We start from the raw sequence: 19,697 nt of genomic DNA on the forward strand, positions 1-19,697 counted from the left end.
GTCAAAATGCAGCGAACCTGGGTCACGCGTGCGAATCCGTCCGCCGCTGCCGACCCTCGCGATCGCGTCGCCCCGGCTGGCGATTCTTATTATTTTTCCGGATGTCGGATCGCCGCCGTATGCCTTACGATTCCAGGCATCGATTGTCGAATGATGCGCAAATCGCAGGACGGACGACCGTGAACCTCAGACGTTTGAAGTATTTCGTGAAGATCGTCGATCTGGGCAGCCTGACGCAGGCCTCCGATATCCTCCATATTGCGCAGCCTGCCCTGAGCCAGCAGATCATGATTCTGGAGGGCGAGTTCCGTCACCAGCTTCTCATTCGCACAAAGCGTGGCGTGACCCCTACCGAGGCCGGCCTGACGCTATACCGTCATGCGCAGATCGTGCTTCGCCAACTCGAGCAGGCGCGCAGCGATATGGACAAGCGGGACGACTCGCTTGTCGGCAAGGTCGCCATCGGTCTCGCGCCGGGAACCGCCGCATCGGCGCTGTCACTACCATTGCTGAAGACGGTTCGCGCGCAGCATCCCGGCATCCTTCTTTACCTGAACGAAAGTTTCGGCACGACGCTCAGCGAATTGATCATAAACGGCCGCATGGACATGGCGGTGCTCTATGGCGACCATGCGTCACATGGACTGTCCTTCCGGCGCCTGAAAGGCGAAGAGCTGTTTCTGGTCACGCCTCGCGACATGACCATGCCCGTGGGTCCGATACCGCTCTCGATGCTGCAGGATGTCGACCTGATGCTGCCGAGCCCCTATAACTACCTTCGCAAGTACATCGACGACGCGCTGAATATCGCGAGAGTGAGGCCGCGCATCGTGGCCGAGATCGAATCGGCATCGCCCCTCTCCGCGGCAATCCGCGAAGGGATTGGCGCCACCATCCTGCCGGAGTCGGCGGCCCGCATCATCGCGAACGCGGGAGACGGCGTCCAGCGCCGCATTGTGGCGCCGAGAATCGAAGCACCGCTATCTATCTGCGTGTCCGACCATCTTCCGCTTTCGGAACCGGCGGTCGCGGTTCAGCAGATTCTCCTCGACCTGATATCGAACCTGTCGCTGGACGGCGGGACGTGCGCCAGTTCTGATGAGGTTCGATGCCATCGCAAAGCGACGGAGCAGAATTCATGACCATCAACTTCAAACTGTTGAAGAGCTTCGTCGCGGCCATCGAGCTGGAGAGCCTCTCGGGCGCGGCAAGCCATCTGCATATCGCGCAACCCGCGCTAAGTCAGCACGTCAATCTCCTGGAGAAGCACTTCGGACAGAAGCTGTTGATCCGTACCAACGTCGGTGTGCAGCCAACCCACGCAGGTAAAGAGTTGTACCGACATGCGCTTGCCATCCTCGACCAGCTCGACAAGGCCGAGATCGATGTCGCACGGTCGGCCAATGTGATTTCCGGCAATGTGCGCGTCGGCTTCGCGACGTACAGTACGACGTCATCGATCCTGTCAATCCCGTTGCTCAAGGCGATCAGACGCGACTATCCGGACATCAACCTGTTCCTCAACGACAATTTCGGTCTCGTGTTAAGCGAGATGGTCTTTACCGGCCGCATGGACATGGCGATCATTTACGCGTCTCAGCCCATCAAAGGCGTGGTGTTGCAGCCGCTTCTCGATGAGGAACTCTTCCTGATCGCCCCGCCTCACATGGATTTGCCACCGGACATCGACGGCGCCATTCCGCTCACGGCGCTGGAGAGCGTCGAACTGTTGCTGCCGGGACGCACACACTTCCTGCGGCAGATGATCGAGAAATCGTTCGCGGATGCTGGAGTCAGACCGCTCGTCGCGGCGGAAATCGAATCGGAAGCGACGTTGCGCGACGCGATCGAAGCCGGACTAGGCGCGACCATTCTGCCGTGGGCACTCGCCAGCACGTTCTCTGAAACCCAACGTCCACTTACCCGCCGCCTGATCGAACCGACCTTGCGCGCGACGGTTTCGCTCTGCGTGTCGGATAGCCTGCCGGTCTCGGAAGCGGCGCAGGCAGTGCGCGGCGCGCTTGCACAGCTGGTCAGCGATCTCGTTGCCGAGCAGCGTTTCGTTGGCGTAAGCGCGCCCGCTCATTCGGGCGCGCCGATCGATTGACGCGGCCGGGTTGCGGCCGCCGGTTCTTCTGCTACACCGCTTGCCCGGACAACCCGCGCATCAGCTTCACGCCATCCGCCACGAATGGATCCGCGTGGTAGTACAGAAGCTGGGCGCCGGCCTTCACCAGATGCTCGACGTTCTCCTTCACCACCAGCGTGCCCGCATGCTTGCCAGCCAGACGGATCCGTCCCAGCGTGCGGTCGACCAGGTCGAGCACCGGCTGCGGCCGGCGCGCACCGGGCGCGACGTTCGGCGAATAGCCCATCGATTGGGACAGATCGCCTGGGCCGACGAAGAACACATCGATTCCTTCCACTTTCAGGATCTCATCGAGATTCTCCACGGCTTGCATCGACTCGATCATCACGACGACCAGCCGGTTCTCGAAGTCGTCGGGGCAAGCATAGCGGATCGTAGCAACGACTTCGCGCGCGCTGTCGGCGGTATGCACGAGCGGGACCATCACGCCATCCGCGCCGCAGTTGAGGCAACGCGTAATGGTCGAACGATCCTGGCTCTGCGGACGCACGATCGTATACCCGCCGCCGAAGCGAGCCGCTTTTGCAATCAACTGAAGCTGATCGAAGCCTGCAGCACCGTGTTCGCAGTCGACGAAGATCGAATCCACGCCTGAGCGAGTCAGCTTCTCGGCAAGCGTCACCGAAACGTGATTCGGGTTCACCATCAGAACGGACTGCCCGTTCGCGAGTCGTTGCTTAAGCGTTGTGCTCATGCTTGCTTTCCTGATAAGTTTGCGGGCGCGACGCCATCGGGCGCGCCGAGCCAGCGGCTAATTTCCGTGTCCGGTCCCTGGTCGCGCTGCAAGGTCGGGCTGATGACGAGTTCCTCGATCGTGGTACGCGCCGGCAAGGTGCAACACAGCAGAACCGCCTGCGCGACGTCGTCCGGACTGACCATCGCTTCGCGTTCTTCGGCACTTGGCGGGCGCACGCGGGTATCCATGATCGGCGTGTTGACTTCGCCCGGCAGAATCGTCGTGGAGCGGATGTGGTTGTTGCGAAACGTCGAGTGCAGATAGGTCATCAGGTTGCGCACGCCGGCTTTCGCGGCGCCGTAGGGAGCACCGCCGAGCAGGCTCGGGCGCACCGCGGCGAGCGACGACACGGTGATCACCGTTCCGCCGCCGCGGGCTAGCATGCCCGGAAGCACTGCCTGGACCAGCACGTAGACCGCGGTCAGATTCACCGACACGGTCGAGTCCCAGTCCGCTTCGTCGATCCACTGGATATTTCGGACCCGGCTCGATGCTCCCGCATTGTTGACGAGGATGTCGACGGTGCCGAGCTCCGCTTCCACCCAGCGCACCATGTCAATCATTTCGGCCCGCTTCTGCAGGTCGACCTGGCGAGCGTATGCCTGACCGCCCGCCACACCGACCTCACGCGCCACCGCTTCGAGCGCGTCCAGCCGCCGGCCGACAACAACGACCCGCGCGCCTTCGGCGGCAAGTCGGAGCGCGGTCGAGCGGCCAATGCCCGAACCGCCGCCCGTGACGATCGCAATCTGTCCGTCGAGCGCACGCATTTATTGCCCCTTGCCGGACGTACCCGCACTGCCGGTAACCGGATTCGCGTAGCCGTAGTCCGACTTTGCACCAGCTGCGGTGACCAGGCCTTCCCGCAGGTCGCGTTCGATCAGCTCGTGGGGTCGATCGTCTGGATTACCCCAACCGCCACCGCCCGGCATTTCGAGCACCAGCTGCTGTCCCGGCTCGAGAACCATCTTCCCCTTCGGAAATGCGGCCCGACCCTCGAGCAGCACGGCGCCCGCGCGACCGGACTTTCCGCCGACCACTCCGAAGCACGGATGGTTGACGCGTTCGGTGCTCAGATAGATATTCATCGGGCGCGTCGAGAGATTGCGCAGCACGCCGCGCTGGCCGAGACCGCCGCGATATTTGCCGGCACCGCCCGAATCGGGAATCAGCTCCTTGCGCTCGGTGAGGACCGGCACTGCGATCTCGTACATTTCGACCGGCGTCACCTTGCAGTTCGAAGGGAAGCTGAGGGTATCGTTGCCATCCACCGTCGCGCGACCGCCCTGGCCCCCGTGGAAATTCTGGATGCTGCCGTACGCGCTCCCGTCTTCGCGTTGCCCCTGGCAATTGACGCCCCAGATCGGCGCACCGCCGCTATCGCCCTGTACGCGTTCCGGCAGCACATCCTGAAGCGCGCGGAAGATGAGGCTCGGAATCACGTGGCCGATCAGATTGCGCGCGCTGCCCGCAGCTGTGCGACCCGGGTTCAGGATACAGCCCGCCGGCGCTTCGTCGGTGATTGGGAGCATGCAGCCTTCGTTGTTCGGCGTATCCGGATCGAGCAGGCACTTCAACGCATACACGCTGTGCGCCACTCGATAGTGTGGCATCACGTTGATGCCACGCGCCACTTCCGGCGACGTTCCGTCATAGTCGATGTGAATCGACTCGTCGCGGATCTCGACGCTGACCTTCAGTTGCACGTCTTTCTCGAAGCCGTCGAGCATTACTTCCGCACCGTATTTGCCGTTCGGCAACGCGGCGATCGCACGGCGCATGAAGCGCTCCGAGCGGCCATAGATCGCCGCGCCAAGGCCCTCGAGATCGTCGAGACCGTATTCGTCCATGAAGCGCGTCAGTTCGCGGTTGATCACGTCGTTAGCCGCGACCATGCTCTGGATGTCGCCGCGAACTTCATGCGGCAGACGCACGCTCGCCTCCAGCACCGCGAACACGTCTTCATTAGGCTTGCCGGCCTTGAAGAGCTTCAGGATCGGTAGGCGGATGCCTTCCTCGAACATGTCGGTCGAATCGGGCGACTGTGGCCGTCCACCGATGTCGGGCAAATGCGCAATGCTGCCGGCGTACGCGACGATTGTCCCGTTTCGGAAGATCGGCGTCAGCATCACAAGGTCCGGCAGGTGGCCGGTGCCGATCATCGGATCGTTCGTGGCCAGGATATCGCCCGGCTCCAGCGTCTCTGGCGGAAACGCCTTGAGGAAGTAATTCTGCGCCGCCATCGGCAGCGACGTGATGAACACCGGAATCGACCACGTGCACTGCGACAGTGCGCGGCCTTTCGCATCGAGCAGCACCGTCACGTAGTCGTGGTTTTCGCGCACGATTGGCGAGAAGGCGGTGCGCCCCAGCGCGCTGTCCGCCTGGTCGGCGATGAAAACGAGTCGATCCCACATCACCTGCAGCGTGATCGGGTCGTTGAAATCGGGGTTGCGGATGGGCATGACGTATTCCTTCCTCAAGCAAGAAGCATGATCAGATTTTGCTGTGCGTCGACCGAAGCCGTCGCGCTCGGGCCGACGACCACCGTCGACTCGCGTTGTTCGATGATCGCGGGGCCCTGAATCTGCCGGTCCTGCGTTAGCGCGTAGTGATCGTACACGGGCGTGTCGACGTATGTGCCGAGTTCGTCGAAGAACACCGAACGCGTACCTTTGAGCGGATCTTTCGTTGCGGCACCCGTACCGCCGATGCGGCCAGCGGTAACGTGGCTGCGTGGACCGCTGACGCGCACGCGCCACGTAATAACCTCGACTGGCGAGCCCGCCACCGTGCGGCCGTACAGCGATTCATACGCTGCATAGAATCGCGCGAGCAGTTCCTCGACGAACCCGTCGGATGCCAAGTCCCGCTCCGGCAGCCCGACCGAAATCTCGTGGCCCTGGCCCACGTGCCGCATATCCACGGTAAAGGTCGCCGTGATGTCTGCGGACGCAACGCCGCTCGCGAGCACCACTTCGCGTCCCTGTTCGACGAGCGGATCGAGCACCGCATGGATCAGCGCTGGATCCCACGACGCGAGTGCGAGCGGACGGCTCGCAGAAAGATCGGATGCCACCGGAGCGCCCAGCAGACCGATTGCCGACGTTACGCCAGCACCCAGCGGGCAGATGACCTTGCCGATCCCGAGCTTGCGCGCGACACCATACGCGTGCACCGGACCCGCGCCGCCGAACGCGATCAGCGGCAGCGCGCGCGGATCGACGCCGCTTTCCGTCGCCTGCATTGCAGCCGCCTTGCTCATGCTTTCGTTAACCATGTCGTGGATCCCCCACGCGCAACGGTCGGCGCTGATCTCGAGTCGATCAGCCAGATGCGACATCGCGGCCTTCGCCGCAGCGCGGTCGAGCGCGAAGTCGCCACCAAGGAACGAGTGCTCGTCCACGTAGCCGAGCAGCAGATCGGCGTCCGTCACAGTCGGCTCGGTGCCGCCCCGGCCATAACAGGCGGGGCCGGGCGCCGCGCCCGCGCTACGCGGACCGACCGCCAGCAATCCCAGCTGACTGCGCGATGCGATGCTGCCGCCACCAGCGCCGATCTCGATCATGTGAATGGACTGGATCTTCAGCGGGAAACCACTGCCCTTCCGGAACCGCTCGTAGCGGGCGACTTCCAGTTCATTGGCGATCATCGGCTGTCCGTTCGGAATCAGGCAAAGCTTGGCAGTCGTACCGCCCATGTCGAACGACAGCACGCTCTCCTCGCCTGCCGTGCGCGCATAGTCCGAAGCGGCCACTGCGCCGGCGGCTGGCCCGGATTCGATCAGCCGCACCGGCACTCTCGCCGCAGTCGAGCTCGGCACGACGCCGCCGCTCGATGTCATCCACAACAGTTGCCGCTCGATGCCGCGTTTAGACAGCTCACGTTCGAGGTGGTCGACGTGACGGACCATCAGCGGCTGCGTGTACGCATTGGCGACCGTGGTCGATGCGCGATCGAACTCGCGAACCTCGGGGCAGACGGAAGACGACAGCGACACCGCGATCTCCGGTGCGACGCTGTTGAAGAGTTCGAGCACACGCTGCTCGTGCCCAGGATATTTATAGGCATGCAGCAGGCAGACCGCCACCGATCGGATGCCGGCATCACGGAGCTGAATGGCAATATCCTGCACCTGGAGCTCATTCAGCGAGCGTACGATCACACCATCCGCCGTCACTCGCTCGTCCGCACCGAAGCACAGGTCACGAGAGACGAGCGGCTCCGGATACTGGATGTTAAGGTCGTACAGATCGTAACGCCCTTCCGTGCGAATACGGAGCATGTCCTGAAAGCCATCGGTCGTGATGAAGGCGGTTTCCACGCCTTTTCGCTCCAGCACCGCATTGGTCACGACCGTCGTCGCGCCGAGCACTTGCGGCGCGCCATTGCCCCGGCCGCCGCCACTTACCCGCACCAGCAGCTCGTCGATGCCCTGCAGCACGGCGCGCGCTGGATCATCAGGTGTGCTTAGCACCTTGTGCAGAAGAATGTTTCCCTTGTCGTCCGCCATCGCGAAGTCGGTGAACGTACCGCCCGTATCGAATGCCAGCTTCATCTTTCCTGTTCCTTATGTCATGTCGCCCTGTCGGACCATCACTGAAAAATCGTTAATACTTAAGTCAACCTGCCTGTTCGCCGTTGCTGAGCCGTCCCCAGCCGGGCGCTAGGGTCGCCTGCTGGTCGCCGAGACCGTGTCCTGTCATGAAGAGCTCGCCGAGCTTCGCCTGACTTAGATCGCCAACCGGACTGTCCCAGATCACCTTGCCCAGACGGAGTACCACCGCGCGCTCGGCCGTTTCCATCGCTTTGCGGGTGTTCTGCTCAACCAGCAGGATGGTTCGGCCCCCTTCGTGCAGACGCTTGAGTTCGTTGAATACGAGCGTCACCGCCTGCGGCGAAAGCCCGACCGATGGTTCGTCCACCAGCAGGATTTCCGGACGGCGCAGCACCGCCATCGCCATTTCCAGCAACTGCTGTTCGCCGCCGGACATATTTCCTGCAAATTGATTCCGCCGGTCGCGCAGAACAGGAAACAACTCGTAGACGTACTCCCTTTCGGCGTGGGTCTTCGCATCGCGTACCGTGTACGCCGCCATCTCCAGGTTTTCTTCAACCGTCATCAGCGGAAAATTGCAGCGGCCTTGCGGCACGTAGGCAATGCCTTGCGACAGGAAGGCGCGTGGACGCTTGCCCGCCAGCTCCGTCCCTTTCCAGCGGATCGTCCCACCCTTGTGGGTCGTCATGCCGTACAAGGTTTTCAGCAAGCTCGATTTGCCCGCGCCGTTCGGCCCGAGCAACGTGACGAACTCGCCTTGTTTGATCCGCAGGTCGACTCCCTGGAGGATTTCCAGATGGCCATACCCTGCACGCAGTCCTTCGATTTCAAGCATCGTCGTCACACTCCCAGATAGGCCTCAATGACCTGCGGATTCCGGACAATTTCCTCGGGTTCGCCATCGGCGAGCTTCCCCCCCTGATGCAGTACGATCACCCTGTGCGATAGATCCATCAGCACGTCGGTGTTGTGCTCGATCACAACGAAGCTCACACCGAAACGACGGTTCGCTTCGCGAATGCTGTTGATCACCTTTTCGATCAGCACCGGATTGATGCCGGCAAGCGGCTCGTCAAGCAGAATCAATTCGGGTTCCGGCATCAGCATCGACGCGAACTGGATCAGCTTCTGCTGACCGCCAGAGAGATTCCCGGCAGGCAACCGCGCGACCCGCTGCAGCCCCGAGATTTCGATAAGTTCGGCAGCCCGTTCCCGCAGGCGGCGCAAGCGCCGCCTGGCGGCGGGGCCAAGCGAAAACGTCGAGAGTATCCCGGGGAAACTCGCCATCTGCCCCGCGAGTACCAGGTTCTCTTCCGCATTCAGGCTAGGGAAGACGACGGTCTTCTGGAAACTTCGCAGCAAACGCCCTTCGCGAACGATGCGACTCATCGACCACTTCGTAATGTCGTGGCCGTTCATGACAACCTTGCCGCCGTCGCTGCGCTGCAGACCGGTGCAGCAATCGAACAGCGTCGACTTGCCGGAGCCGTTCGGTCCGATCAGACCGCAGACCTCGCCACGCCGTATCTTGAAGTCGACGCCGCGTAAAGCGAGCACGCCGCCGTATTTCTTTCGTAGGCCTTCGACGCTCAGGAGCACATCGCGATCAGCGGTCATGACGGACCTCCCCGCGCACGTCGAAGCGGATCCGGGCGAGCCGCTCCAGACCGCGGTCCAGCACCGGAGCAATGCCGTGTGGTACGACGAAAACCAGCAGGAGCAGCACGAACCCGTAGATGATCATGCGCAGTTCCGGCGTGATCCGTAGCGCTTCGGATAGCGCCACGAACAGAATGCTGCCGATGACGGCACCCGGCACCCGCCCCACTCCGCCGCCAAGCACGATGACGAGAATCGTCGTCGAGTAATACATCTGGAAAACCAGTGGGCTCACCACCGTCATATAGTGCGCATAGAGACTTCCACCCAACCCGGCGAACAGCGCGCTTAACATGAAGACGACCAGCTTGTAGGTCCAGGTCGGTATGCCGAAAGATGCCGCCAGGGTTTCGTTGTCACGAATCGCCACCATACAACTCCCGGCGGGGGACTTGATGAGCGCATAGAAGGCGAGCGTCGCGACAATGGCAATCACAAGCGCGAGGTAGTAGTAGGCGGGAATCGAATTGACAACCAGGTCGAATCCGCCGACGTGAAACGACGGCGAAGGCACGCCCGCAAGCCCCATGTCGCCGCGAGTCACGCTAATCCAGTTCTTCGCAACAGTCTCTGCGATCACGACGAAGCCGAGCGTGCACATCACGAACGAATAAGTTCGCAGCCGCAACGCGGGAATGCCGATTGGTAACGCAATCAGCCCGGCTACGACGCCGCTCGCCACGAAATTGAGCACGAACGGCGTGTTGAAATGCAGCGACAGCAACGCGGACACATAGGCGCCGATGCCGAAGAACACCCCCTGCGCGAGCGATAGCATGCCGGTGTAGCCGAGGATGAGATTCAGCCCGTGCGCGGGCAGCAGGAAAATCATCGCGATGATCAGGGCGTGCAGGTAGTACCCGCCCAGCATGAGCGGTGCGGTCGCCAGTGCGGCGACCACCGTAACCGCGCCAACCCAGCGCAAGGCTGGCAGATGACGTGGCACAGGGGCCATCGTCTCGAGGGTGGTAGACATGTTTAAGTTTCCAAAGAGTGGCTGGGCCGGGAGTGGTTCAATCGACACATTGCCGTTTCATTTAGAACCGGGCTTTGGGTGCGAACAGCCCCATTGGCCGGAACATCAGCATCAGAAGGAGCGCAATGAACCCAACGCTGTCGCGGTACTCGAGGCCAATCGATCCGGCAACCAGACTCTCCGCAATGCCAAGCATCCAACCAGCGAAGAGCGTTCCGCGCACGTTGCCCATCCCGCCCATCACGATCACCGCGAAGGTCTTCAATGTGATCGTCTCACCCATGCCGCCATACACGCTGACGTTGACCGGCCCTGTAAGTGCGCCGGAGAATGCCGCCAGTGCGGTACCCAGAATGAAGGTTTGCCGCACGACCTTCTCGACATCGATACCGATGACCTGGCAGCACTCGGGGTTCTGCGACACCGCGCGGATCGACTTGCCCATCCGCGTGCGACGTACCATCCATTCGAGTCCCGCGAACATTACGAGCGAAGCCACCACCAGCACCACCCGCTGCTGCGCCATGCCGATGCCGAAGAGTTCGACCGGGTCCAGCCAGCCGCCCGGAAACACCTTGTAACCGCCGCCGAATGCGAGAATGACGGCGTTCTGAAGGACCAGCGAGATGCCTAAAGTTGCAAGCACACCTGATTGAAACGGAGCGTTCACCAGCCGCTGCATGACAAGGCGTCCGATCAACGCGGCAATCAGCGCACTGACCGCAACCGCAATGACGATCGACGCGCCGTAGTCGATACCCAGCTTCGAGATCACGTACCACGCGGCGAACGTGCCGATCATGTAGTACTCGCCATGCGCGAAATTGATCGCGCGCAGAACTCCAAAGATCATCGTCATGCCGGCGGCGATCAGCGCGTAGACAGACCCCGCGACGACTCCGTTGACGATCTGCTCCAGCAGAAAATTGCCCATAGCCAAATGCTCCAGAACGGTATCAGCGGGCCTGATAGTCGACGCGCGACGACAAAACGCCCTTGTCCACGGCCTTGCCGCCATCCACCTCCAGCAGCACGATCGGCACGATCGCCTGCTGATGGTCGTCGAATGTAACCGGCCCCATTACGCTGTCGTACCGGATCTTTGCGAGCGCGGCGCGCACATCGGTCGGCTTGGTACTGTTTGCATTCCTGATGGCCTGAGCCAGCAGGTTCACGGTATCCCAGTGCGTATAGGCGTGGACGTTGGGCGTGTCGCCATCGTAGGCCTTCCTGTAGTCGGCAACGAACTTGAGACTGCGCGGATCGGACCACGAAGGCAGCCATGCCACGGTTTCGATCGCACCATTCAGCACGTCAGGCGCCGCTGCGATCGTGCCGGGCGTCGTAAATTCGGCATTGCCCACGAGCTTGATTTTTCCGCCAAGTCCCATCTCGTGCATCTGGCGCGCGACGATCGGCGTCGTATCCGCAAGACCGTACATCAGGATCGCCTGCGCGCCGGAGTAGCGGATCTTGCTGAGCACCGGACGGAAGTCTGTTTCCGCCTCCTTGTAGTAGTCCTCGCTGACGATTGTCGCGTGGTCCTGCTGAAGATACTTCCTCGTGAAGTTGATCGCACCACGTCCGAAGTCGGTGTCAACCGAAAGCACGGCGAACTTCGTATAGCCCCGCTTCGTCGCATAGGCCAGTGCGGCCGCTGCGCGAGCTTCGTCGGTGGGATAGTTTCGGAACGTCCACTTGTAACCGCCGACGCCCGCCTTGTAGGTGATCTCCGGATTCGAGGATGCCGCGTTCAGCAGCAGAACGCCAGCCTGCTCGACGACCGGCTGCATCGCGAGCGTCACCGAACTGCACACGTCGCCGATGATGATCGACACGTTGTCGAAACGAATCAGCCGCTGCGTTGCCGACACGCCCTCCGCAGGCACGCACTGACTGTCGCCCGGAACGAGTTTCAGCTTCTTGCCCAGCACACCGCCCGCAGCGTTGATCTGATTGACGGCCAGGGTCGCGCCCTTCAACGCATAGGCGCCATAGCGTGAGTTGGCACCGCTTTGCGGACTTACGACGCCGATCTTGATCACGTCGTCATCCTGCGCGGATGCTGTTGCGGCGATGACAAAGCTCGTGACGGCAAATACCGCGATAGACGCCACGCTCCGCAGTCGACTCGCCAGCAGTTTCCTTCCCATAGAGTTTCTCCGTAGATGAAGAGTGGGCACGGGAAACAAGGTACAACACCAATAAGGGCCGACTAATATGGAATGCAGCTTCCGCCATAACGGTTCGTGATGGGGGCAGCGTGCGCGGCAACAGGCACAGTGCACCGCTGCGGTCGAAAGAACCGCCGGCAGGAGCAAAAACGAAATACAGCCCAAAATCACGCAGAGGGAGAAGCAGAAAGCGGGGAAGCAGGGAAGCAGGGACCTGGGGCGCTCGGCAATGCGGCCGGGAACAATGGCCGCATCTCGTGTGCGATGTTGTAAACAACAGATGAATCAGCGCCGGAGGTAGTCGACCTTCGAGTACATCGCGCCTTTGATCACCGGCTTTCCGCCTTCGTCTTCGACAAGCACCATCGGCAGGACCGCCTGTTGATGATCGTCGAACGTCACCTCGCCCATGACGCCGTTGTATCTCATATTTTTAAGCGCGACACGAATGCTGTGGTTGTCCACTCTCCCCGCCTGCTGGACTGCTTGCGCGAGCATGTGGAGAGACTCCCACGGCGAGTAGGCCTGCACGCTCGGCACCTCGCCGTCATACGCATGCTCGTAATCGCGGACGAATTTACGGCTCCGCGGGTTCTGCCACTCCGGCAACCACGCGGCGACTTCGACCGCGCCTTCCATCACCTTGGGCCCCGCGGCGATCGTCACCGGACTCGCGAACTCGCCATTGCCGACCAGACCGACCTTACCAGCAAGCATCATCTCGTTCATCTGCCGCGCGACGATCGGCGTGGTATCGGCCTGGCCGTACACGATGATCGCCTGTGCGCCAGAATATTTGATCTTCGTGAGCACCGGCCGGAAATCGGTTTCGGTTTCCTTGTAGTAGTCTTCGCTCAGGATTTGCGCCGTGTAGCGCGATAGATATTTCTTCGTGAACGCAATGGCGCCACGCCCGTAGTCGGAGTCGACCGACAGGACCGCGAACTTCTGGTGGTGCTTGACCTGCACCGCGTATTGCAGTGCGATAGCGGCGCGCAACTCGTCGGTCGGATAGTTGCGGAACGTCCATTTGAATCCACCGACACCGGCCCGATAGGTGATCTCAGGATTCGACGACGCGGCGTTCATCAGGATCACGTGCGCCGCTTCGACGACCGGCTGCATGGCGAGCGTGACGGAACTGCACACGTCGCCGATGATCATCGACACGTGGTCGAAGCGGATTAATCGCTGTGTGGCCGATACGCCTTCGGCCGACGAGCACTGGCTGTCGCCGTTCACAAGGATGATCCTGCGACCCAGCACGCCGCCGGCCGCGTTGATTTCCTCGGCGGCCAGTTGCGCGCCCTTCCACGCGAATGCGCCGTACCGGGAATTGGCACCGCTTTGAGGACTGATGATCCCGATCTTTAACGTCTCGCCTCCACTTTTGCTTTCCTGCGAAAATGCGCCTGGCGCAGCAGTCATTGCGCAGACCGTCAATGCAAGAGCGGCGCGTGGTCCCGGTCTGCGAAGTCGTCGAGCCATTTTCTCCTCCTAAGATTCAATGGGTTCGCCTCCTTCCACGTTACCGACGCCAAAAAAATCATACATAGAAATGCCGATTCTGGCATTACGTTCTGTAATGCGCCACTCCTGAAAGCTCGTTGTGTCTGTCATCGTGGCGATGGCAAGTTGCCGCTTGCAGGTGTCTGTGGATCCAGGGAGCCGCTCGGTCCTCCCGGCAAAAAAAGTGTCACGGTAACCCCTACTTGGGTAAATTTCGTTGGTTCATTGAACGGACACGGACTCGCTCCTGGCTCCGCAACTTCCGTCGTCTTCGGATACGCTTCGATCGTCTAGCTGACATTCTCGAAGCGTTCTTGCAATTCGGCTGCGCCGCCGTCTGCTGGAACATCGTCAGGCGTACGGTGCAGCCTTTTCAAACTGGGCTCTTACGGTTAGCCTGGCCACGGCTCGAATACGACCGCGCTGGCGTCCATCACAGGAAGATGGAGAACCGAGCCATGCTTCAAACTATGGTAAATCGTGTCCTCGCCGACCTTATCGGGCGTGAACTCGTGTACAAAAATGGAATCGGTAATGGGCGAATCGGCGCAACTCACATCCAACCGAATACGAGAGCCTGCCTTGAACTTATGTCCTACGGGCGTCAGGGTGAATTCAAGTTCATAGATCTCGCCGGGCGCCAGCAAATCCAACGCAGCGTGGCAATGACTGATGCCGAAGCGACGGTCTCGAATAGCTCTATGTGAGCCTCGCAGCCAACCTTTTGCCACCACGATCGATTGGATAGAAGATACGGATGCATCGGCCTGGTGGCGCAACTCCACCAACTTCACGATAACATCGGCATCAGAGCGGTTGGTGCTGAGGAATAGTCGCAGTTTCGGATATCCAACAACATCCAGGTCCTCTTCCAGCATCGCGGATGTAAAGGTGAGATTGCGCGACGTCGGATCTGGACCACGCGAGGTGAGTTCGACGTTTCCAAATGCCCATCTGGGATCCGGATAGCTATAGCTCGTCGACGCGACGCAATCACGAGGCTCGGATAACAAGGCACCATCGTTCAATGACACGCAAGCGTCAGCCTTGGTTCCTGACAGCCAGAACGCCAGATCCTGCGATTTTGGGGGCCACGCGGTCGACAGGACGGTCTGTCCCGCTTCGCGCATTTCGAATGTGACGGACGGCCTCCTTTCGAAACCCGTGTCCAATCCTTTCAGATATTTGTCGTAAAAGGGGAGCAAGTGCTTCTGATGAAACGAAATCGACTCGAAGTCACCTTGAATAGCCGGCATGCTTGGCGTTCCGCTGATCAGCAAATGTCGAGGACCTGCGAACCTGTTGAACCCTTCAATATTGCCGGGTAAATGCAGATCGCGTTTGGCCCAGGCGCCGAACGAAAGCACCGGTATTTGGCACCCATCCAGCTTGTGCGCGAATGCGCGATCCTCCCAGAAAGCGTCGATAGTCGGGTGCAGTGAAAGTAGACGCGGAAGATCCAGAGAGATGTCACGTTTCGGAGCGTCCCTCATCAGCGGGTGCAGATTGATCGGGCGCACATTGCCGTGCCACCACTCAGCTGTAAAATGGCAGAAAAGGCCGCCGTGATAGGCCCACTGGCGATAGAGATCCAACCCGCCATCATAGGGTGCGATACATGCCAGACTGGGAGGGCGCTCCGAAGCCATACACCACTGACTAATTGCATAGTAGGAGTGGCCGATTCCACCGATTTTCCCTGTGCACCAGTCCTGCACGGCGATCCATTCGATAGTCTCGAAGAGATCGCGGCGTTCCCGCGAACTGAAGAACTCGTACTCACCTCCCGATCGCCCTGTCCCCCTTACATCGAGGTGAACATACGTGTAGCCTTGCTCCACATACCAATCGATCGGCCCGGTTTCTCGCCATAGGAACGTCGTTGTCTCTGGGATATCGTCATTGTCGAAGCGGTAAGGAGAGGCCGCGAACAGCACAGGCCTTGCCTTATCGAGCGGGCCGTACACGCGCACGGCGACACTAATGCCATCGCTCATCGTCACGGACAGGATTGTACTCTCGGATGTCAGCATTTTACTTTCCTTTCTATGTTTCTTCACTTGAAGAAGGTGACGTTGATCTCTCTTGTTCGAGGATTCGAACGTTTCCGTGTGACATGCGTCGCTGCCAGTTCAGACTGGATGCGCCTGGCTTCCACAGACAGCTGCAAGGCCCAGTAATTGTCCACTCCTGGCAAAACCGAACTGACTGCTAAAATCTCTCAACTGTCACCCTGTTGCTTAAGGCCCATGAATCGCAACGCAGACCCACAAGAGAAGTCATCTACGATGCCGGCCTCCGAGACGAATAGTTCGCCCAGTCGACGCGAGCAGAACAAGGCAGACAAACTGCGGCGGATTCGTGAGGCGGCGCATGAATTGTTCGTTACAGATGGCTTTGACGACACCACACTTCGGCAAATCGCGGCGCGTGCCGATGTGGGCTTCGGCACCTTGTTCCGGTACGCATCGAGTAAGCGCGACCTTTTATTTCTCGTTGTCACTGATGATCTACGGGAAATGAATCGCCACGCGTTTGAAAACGCGCCGGCCGACGTACCACTACTCGATCAACTTATGTATATCTGGCAGATCTTCTACACATTCTTTGATGCACAACCTGAACTCGCACGCCTCACGCTTCGGGAGCTGCACTTCTATGCTGAAGGCGCACAGGCGCGCAAGTTCTATCAGGTGCGCGAAGCACTGATGCTACGTCTTACCGAAGTCGTCACTGCTGCGCGCCAACATGGTGAAATCAATACAACGACGTCGGATTCCCGCATCGCGCGCGCAATTTTCGATATTTATTCCGCCGAAGTACGACTCTGGATCGGTGAGAAAGACCGGAGCATCGCCTCCGGCATGGTAGAACTGCGGCAGCTGCTCCGTCTGCTGGTCACCGGAATTGGTCACGCGATGCCGGAGTCCGACGCCGGAACCGCTTGTACGCCGTGAGACTCGCGGCGCGCGCCACGCTGCACTATCTGTTCGTAAAGCCATCTCCGTACTTCATTCACTGCTCCGTCATCGCACTGCCGAACGCGGAGAACGTGGTCGTGAGCGACCCAATATGCTCGATCCAGACCTCGATCCTGTCGCCAGGCTTGATGAAATGTTTGTGCGGCATTCCAACCCCTGCGGGCGTACCAGAGAGGATTACGTCGCCCGGATACAAGCCTACCCGGCTACTCAGAAAGGCGATCTGTTCAGCAATGCCAAAGATCATCTGGGCAGTACTAGAGTCCTGGCGCAATTCACCGTTGAGCCAAAGCCGGATGCCTAGCGACTGCACGTCTGAAATATCGTCTGCCGGCGTGATCCATGGACCAAGGGGGCAGCTTCCCTCCCAGCACTTCTGCGCGATCCAGTCGAAGTGAAACGGCGAATGGGTTCCCACATACTCGCGCACAAAGGCATCACGTACCGAAAGATCATTGGCAACCGTGTAGCCGGCGACATATGACAATGCATCATCGACGCTGACGTTACGCGCCGCTCTTCCGATCACCACCGCAAGCTCCGCTTCCCAATCAACACTGCCGCTGTATGGCGGCAAGGTCACTGGCTCGCCGGGACCGACGACAACCGAGCGTGACGGAGCCTTGATGAAATGCCAAGGCGTGCCTGACACCGTGCGGGGATCCGGAGACGACGGCATGCCCAGCGCGCGGTCCATCTCCGCCACGTGATCATGGTAGTTAGCTCCGGCACCATAAATGGTTCCGGGCAGCAATGGGGCAAGCAGTTCCAGTTCATCGAGCGAGTAACCCGCAATTGACCCTGGCGCCATATTGATGCGAGTGGCAACCTCCCGCAATTGCGGCCCGTATTCCGCCCAGCCGGTGACGAGTTCAGTGACAGTTCGCTCTTGCATCTCGATTTGCAGAGCCTCACCGAGACGTTGACTCCAAGGGAAAACACGCTCACCGATCAGTAGGCCGGCCCGCTGACACCCTGCATCGTTGAAACTTAGCAACTGATAGCGGTCGTTCATTGTGCAAGATCCCCGTACTTAAAAGCGGTCGCCAAAGTCAAAAATATCGTCGTCCTGGAAACCCTCGTAGTACTGGAATTCCCACCAGTTGTAATCGAGATCCTGCAGGTAAAACGAATACACACCATGCTGCAGCGTTACTTCCGTGATCTGCCGAATCTTGTAGCGATCTTTGTGCTCATGTGCCGCCCGATATGCCGCCTCGACTTCTTCGCGACTGCGCACATCGAGTCCCCAGTGCGTCAGGAACGACACGTCGTGAATCTTGTCGCCAACTTCGACGCAGAACACATGGAATTTCAACCCTAGTCTGAAGGCGAACGCAGGCGCTGCGTGCCGAACAGTTTCGAGTCCGAGGAACTCCTCGTAGAAGCACCGCGTTTCCGCGATGTCACGGCACTCGAGCGTACCGTGCCCGAGCAGATACGGCTGATTGATTGCTCGGTTGTTCGTAACCGGTGCTACGGCCTCGGTGGGAATTTCAAGCATCAGGGGAGCACTCCATTTTGTAGTGAAACGGCTGTGGTCGGTCAAGGTCGAGTCAGCCGCACTTCGCGGTTTCGGCTTGAGTAATAAACGCATCCGCATAGAAAGCTTCCTGCGGAAGACTGCATTGACCCGTCAATTCTTCACGCGCGGCGTTGACCATTGCCGGTGCGCCGCACGCATACACTTCGTAGCCAGAAAGATCAGGAAAGTCCTCAACCACGGCTCGATGAACCCATCCTGTGCGTCCCGTCCAGTCGGCATCGATCTCCGGACCTGACAGGACCGGTTCGAAGCGAACATTGGAGCGTTCAGCGGCCCATTTTTGAGGCAGATCGGCTAGATAAAGATCGCGCCGTTGGCGGCCGCCCCAGTAGATGTGAAATTGACGCAAGCTATCTCGTTGCAGCGCGTACTCGACAATGGCTTTAATCGGGGCAAAGCCCGTACCACCTGCGAGCAGAACAACAGGCTTCGCCGCTGTCTCTCGCAGAAAGAACGAACCAAACGGCCCTTCAAAGCGGAGCATGTCGCGCTGCGCTAGTGCGGAAAAAACGTGCTCTGTGAAGAGTCCGCCCGGATGACGTCGAATGTGCAACTCGATGTGTGTCAATGACACCGGATCGGGTGGCACCGCAATGGAGTAGCTGCGGCGCACACCGTCCTTCAACAGGATATCAATGTACTGACCCGCCCGAAAAAAAAATGTTTCGTTCAATGGAAGGCGCAACTTCAGAACGGCAACATCATCTGCGGGCCTCGTAATTTCTGCGACGCGGCAAGGATAAGTTGAAGCTTTGACGGTATCAAGACCGCTTAGCTCCGCTATCTCGATTGTCACGTCGGTGACAGGTTTCGCCGAGCAAAGCAGCGCATAACCTTGCTGTCGCTCTTCGGAGGAGAGCGCCTTTCCTAAAGAATGTCCATGGTCAACTTGACCTTTGATCACCCGCCCTTTGCAGGTTCTGCACACTCCAGAACGGCAGCTATATGGCAAGAAAAGTCCCGCGTTCGTGGCTGCGCTTAGTACGGTCTCGCCGCTTTTAGCCACGCAGCGATTCCCACTAGGGCTTAGCAGTACTTGATAATTCACTTTTTCGTCTCCGTTACCGATCCAGAGTGAGACCAAGCGCCTTCCTGACTCTTGGTCCACTCTGCTGATGCAGTTTGTAGCCAATACAAGCTGCCAGGAGTCGCTCACGCAGAAGACCATCGCGTTATCGCCTCCGCCACTAAAGCGATCACGATCTCTTTATCCGAGAATCGACTGCCCTATAACAGCGGAGACAGTCCCCGAGTACCGGTCGGTGATCGTTATATTTGCGATCATAGTACATTTTTTTACGCGCAAAATATGATTTTTTAGGGTTCGATCATGGCGGGCTGTCAGCCGGACCTTGAAAGGAAATAGGTTCCGCGGAACGCTTGCATCGTCGCCCGCATCTTGCTCGGAC

General features: G+C 59.8%; 17 protein-coding genes and 1 pseudogene. 4 read left to right on the forward strand and 14 right to left on the reverse strand.

The window, feature by feature from the left end:
- The first annotated feature begins 119 nt into the window (after nucleotides 1-119).
- Together nac and BM43_RS36975 are read left to right on the forward strand one after the other, a co-directional pair.
- Nucleotides 120-1,142, forward strand: a complete 1,023-nt coding sequence (gene nac / locus BM43_RS36970; protein ID WP_227742945.1) for a nitrogen assimilation transcriptional regulator NAC — start codon at nucleotides 120-122, stop codon at nucleotides 1,140-1,142.
- Nucleotides 1,139-2,107 carry a LysR substrate-binding domain-containing protein gene (locus tag BM43_RS36975; RefSeq protein ID WP_036050535.1) on the forward strand — a complete coding sequence of 323 codons (969 nt, stop codon included), beginning with the start codon at nucleotides 1,139-1,141 and terminating at the stop codon, nucleotides 2,105-2,107. The genes nac and BM43_RS36975 overlap by 4 nt, the downstream gene beginning before the upstream one ends.
- A 31-nt stretch (nucleotides 2,108-2,138) precedes the next feature.
- Here the strand turns inward: BM43_RS36975 and BM43_RS36980 are convergent, their stop codons facing one another.
- From BM43_RS36980 to BM43_RS37025, 10 genes are all read right to left on the reverse strand, one after another.
- Complete coding sequence (locus BM43_RS36980; RefSeq protein WP_036050533.1) at nucleotides 2,139-2,843, reverse strand: HpcH/HpaI aldolase family protein; 705 nt, start codon at nucleotides 2,841-2,843, stop codon at nucleotides 2,139-2,141.
- Nucleotides 2,840-3,655 carry an SDR family oxidoreductase gene (locus tag BM43_RS36985; RefSeq protein WP_036050529.1) on the reverse strand — a complete coding sequence of 272 codons (816 nt, stop codon included), beginning with the start codon at nucleotides 3,653-3,655 and terminating at the stop codon, nucleotides 2,840-2,842. The genes BM43_RS36980 and BM43_RS36985 overlap by 4 nt, the downstream gene beginning before the upstream one ends.
- Complete coding sequence (locus BM43_RS36990; RefSeq protein WP_036050526.1) at nucleotides 3,656-5,350, reverse strand: hydantoinase B/oxoprolinase family protein; 1,695 nt, start codon at nucleotides 5,348-5,350, stop codon at nucleotides 3,656-3,658.
- Nucleotides 5,351-5,364: 14 nt separating this feature from the next.
- Nucleotides 5,365-7,443 (reverse strand): hydantoinase/oxoprolinase family protein, encoded by a 2,079-nt coding sequence (locus tag BM43_RS36995; RefSeq protein ID WP_036050523.1) that lies wholly within the window; start codon nucleotides 7,441-7,443, stop codon nucleotides 5,365-5,367.
- A gap of 64 nt (nucleotides 7,444-7,507) precedes the next feature.
- A complete protein-coding gene (locus BM43_RS37000) occupies nucleotides 7,508-8,278 on the reverse strand; it encodes a branched-chain amino acid ABC transporter ATP-binding protein (RefSeq protein ID WP_042286091.1) in 771 nt (256 codons plus the stop codon).
- Between the two features lie 5 nt (nucleotides 8,279-8,283).
- Nucleotides 8,284-9,060, reverse strand: coding sequence for an ABC transporter ATP-binding protein (locus BM43_RS37005; RefSeq protein WP_036050520.1), 777 nt, complete (start codon nucleotides 9,058-9,060; stop codon nucleotides 8,284-8,286).
- The gene (locus tag BM43_RS37010) at nucleotides 9,050-10,078 is read right to left on the reverse strand and encodes a branched-chain amino acid ABC transporter permease (RefSeq protein ID WP_063769162.1); all 1,029 of its coding nucleotides are present in this window, start codon (nucleotides 10,076-10,078) and stop codon (nucleotides 9,050-9,052) included. Before BM43_RS37010 ends, BM43_RS37005 begins: the two co-directional genes overlap by 11 nt.
- 61 nt (nucleotides 10,079-10,139) lie before the next feature.
- On the reverse strand, nucleotides 10,140-11,012 hold the full coding sequence (locus BM43_RS37015) for a branched-chain amino acid ABC transporter permease (protein ID WP_036050517.1): 873 nt from the start codon (nucleotides 11,010-11,012) through the stop codon (nucleotides 10,140-10,142).
- A 22-nt stretch (nucleotides 11,013-11,034) separates the two neighbouring features.
- Entirely contained in the window at nucleotides 11,035-12,231 is a 1,197-nt protein-coding gene (locus BM43_RS37020) for an ABC transporter substrate-binding protein (protein WP_042286079.1), read from the reverse strand.
- A 306-nt stretch (nucleotides 12,232-12,537) separates the two neighbouring features.
- Entirely contained in the window at nucleotides 12,538-13,740 is a 1,203-nt protein-coding gene (locus BM43_RS37025; protein ID WP_036050514.1) for an ABC transporter substrate-binding protein, read from the reverse strand.
- A gap of 209 nt (nucleotides 13,741-13,949) precedes the next feature.
- On the opposite strand from BM43_RS37025, the pseudogene BM43_RS41155 reads away from it, so the two are divergent.
- Nucleotides 13,950-14,135, forward strand: a pseudogene (locus tag BM43_RS41155) (IS5/IS1182 family transposase); the annotation flags it as partial.
- An 18-nt stretch (nucleotides 14,136-14,153) separates the two neighbouring features.
- Here the strand turns inward: BM43_RS41155 and BM43_RS37030 are convergent.
- Nucleotides 14,154-15,794, reverse strand: coding sequence for a CocE/NonD family hydrolase (locus tag BM43_RS37030; RefSeq protein WP_036050511.1), 1,641 nt, complete (start codon nucleotides 15,792-15,794; stop codon nucleotides 14,154-14,156).
- A gap of 255 nt (nucleotides 15,795-16,049) precedes the next feature.
- On the opposite strand from BM43_RS37030, the gene BM43_RS39815 reads away from it, so the two are divergent.
- Nucleotides 16,050-16,718 (forward strand): TetR/AcrR family transcriptional regulator, encoded by a 669-nt coding sequence (locus tag BM43_RS39815; RefSeq protein ID WP_059443143.1) that lies wholly within the window; start codon nucleotides 16,050-16,052, stop codon nucleotides 16,716-16,718.
- A gap of 58 nt (nucleotides 16,719-16,776) precedes the next feature.
- On the opposite strand, the gene BM43_RS37040 is transcribed toward BM43_RS39815, so the two are convergent.
- Genes BM43_RS37040 through BM43_RS39820 form a run of 3 tightly spaced genes read right to left on the reverse strand, consistent with a single transcriptional unit; the run spans nucleotide 16,777 to nucleotide 19,336 of the window.
- Nucleotides 16,777-17,757 carry a fumarylacetoacetate hydrolase family protein gene (locus tag BM43_RS37040; protein WP_036050508.1) on the reverse strand — a complete coding sequence of 327 codons (981 nt, stop codon included), beginning with the start codon at nucleotides 17,755-17,757 and terminating at the stop codon, nucleotides 16,777-16,779.
- Nucleotides 17,758-17,775: 18 nt separating this feature from the next.
- The gene (locus BM43_RS37045; RefSeq protein WP_227742944.1) at nucleotides 17,776-18,246 is read right to left on the reverse strand and encodes a VOC family protein; all 471 of its coding nucleotides are present in this window, start codon (nucleotides 18,244-18,246) and stop codon (nucleotides 17,776-17,778) included.
- 52 nt (nucleotides 18,247-18,298) lie between these two features.
- Nucleotides 18,299-19,336 (reverse strand): CDP-6-deoxy-delta-3,4-glucoseen reductase, encoded by a 1,038-nt coding sequence (locus BM43_RS39820; RefSeq protein WP_080742199.1) that lies wholly within the window; start codon nucleotides 19,334-19,336, stop codon nucleotides 18,299-18,301.
- Nucleotides 19,337-19,697 lie beyond the last annotated feature (361 nt).

This window comes from Burkholderia gladioli (assembly GCF_000959725.1).
Taxonomy (GTDB): domain Bacteria; phylum Pseudomonadota; class Gammaproteobacteria; order Burkholderiales; family Burkholderiaceae; genus Burkholderia; species Burkholderia gladioli.

What these genes read in the sequence shown, in the direction of transcription:
- nac (WP_227742945.1), top strand. Translation starts at nt 120, where the DNA reads ATGCCTTACGATTCCAGGCATCGATTGTCGAATGATGCGCAAATCGCA.
- BM43_RS36975 (WP_036050535.1), top strand. Translation starts at nt 1,139, where the DNA reads ATGACCATCAACTTCAAACTGTTGAAGAGCTTCGTCGCGGCCATCGAG.
- BM43_RS36980 (WP_036050533.1), bottom strand. Translation starts at nt 2,843, where the DNA reads ATGAGCACAACGCTTAAGCAACGACTCGCGAACGGGCAGTCCGTTCTG.
- BM43_RS36985 (WP_036050529.1), bottom strand. Translation starts at nt 3,655, where the DNA reads ATGCGTGCGCTCGACGGACAGATTGCGATCGTCACGGGCGGCGGTTCG.
- BM43_RS36990 (WP_036050526.1), bottom strand. Translation starts at nt 5,350, where the DNA reads ATGCCCATCCGCAACCCCGATTTCAACGACCCGATCACGCTGCAGGTG.
- BM43_RS36995 (WP_036050523.1), bottom strand. Translation starts at nt 7,443, where the DNA reads ATGAAGCTGGCATTCGATACGGGCGGTACGTTCACCGACTTCGCGATG.
- BM43_RS37000 (WP_042286091.1), bottom strand. Translation starts at nt 8,278, where the DNA reads ATGCTTGAAATCGAAGGACTGCGTGCAGGGTATGGCCATCTGGAAATC.
- BM43_RS37005 (WP_036050520.1), bottom strand. Translation starts at nt 9,060, where the DNA reads ATGACCGCTGATCGCGATGTGCTCCTGAGCGTCGAAGGCCTACGAAAG.
- BM43_RS37010 (WP_063769162.1), bottom strand. Translation starts at nt 10,078, where the DNA reads ATGTCTACCACCCTCGAGACGATGGCCCCTGTGCCACGTCATCTGCCA.
- BM43_RS37015 (WP_036050517.1), bottom strand. Translation starts at nt 11,012, where the DNA reads ATGGGCAATTTTCTGCTGGAGCAGATCGTCAACGGAGTCGTCGCGGGG.
- BM43_RS37020 (WP_042286079.1), bottom strand. Translation starts at nt 12,231, where the DNA reads ATGGGAAGGAAACTGCTGGCGAGTCGACTGCGGAGCGTGGCGTCTATC.
- BM43_RS37025 (WP_036050514.1), bottom strand. Translation starts at nt 13,740, where the DNA reads ATGGCTCGACGACTTCGCAGACCGGGACCACGCGCCGCTCTTGCATTG.
- BM43_RS37030 (WP_036050511.1), bottom strand. Translation starts at nt 15,794, where the DNA reads ATGCTGACATCCGAGAGTACAATCCTGTCCGTGACGATGAGCGATGGC.
- BM43_RS39815 (WP_059443143.1), top strand. Translation starts at nt 16,050, where the DNA reads ATGCCGGCCTCCGAGACGAATAGTTCGCCCAGTCGACGCGAGCAGAAC.
- BM43_RS37040 (WP_036050508.1), bottom strand. Translation starts at nt 17,757, where the DNA reads ATGAACGACCGCTATCAGTTGCTAAGTTTCAACGATGCAGGGTGTCAG.
- BM43_RS37045 (WP_227742944.1), bottom strand. Translation starts at nt 18,246, where the DNA reads ATGCTTGAAATTCCCACCGAGGCCGTAGCACCGGTTACGAACAACCGA.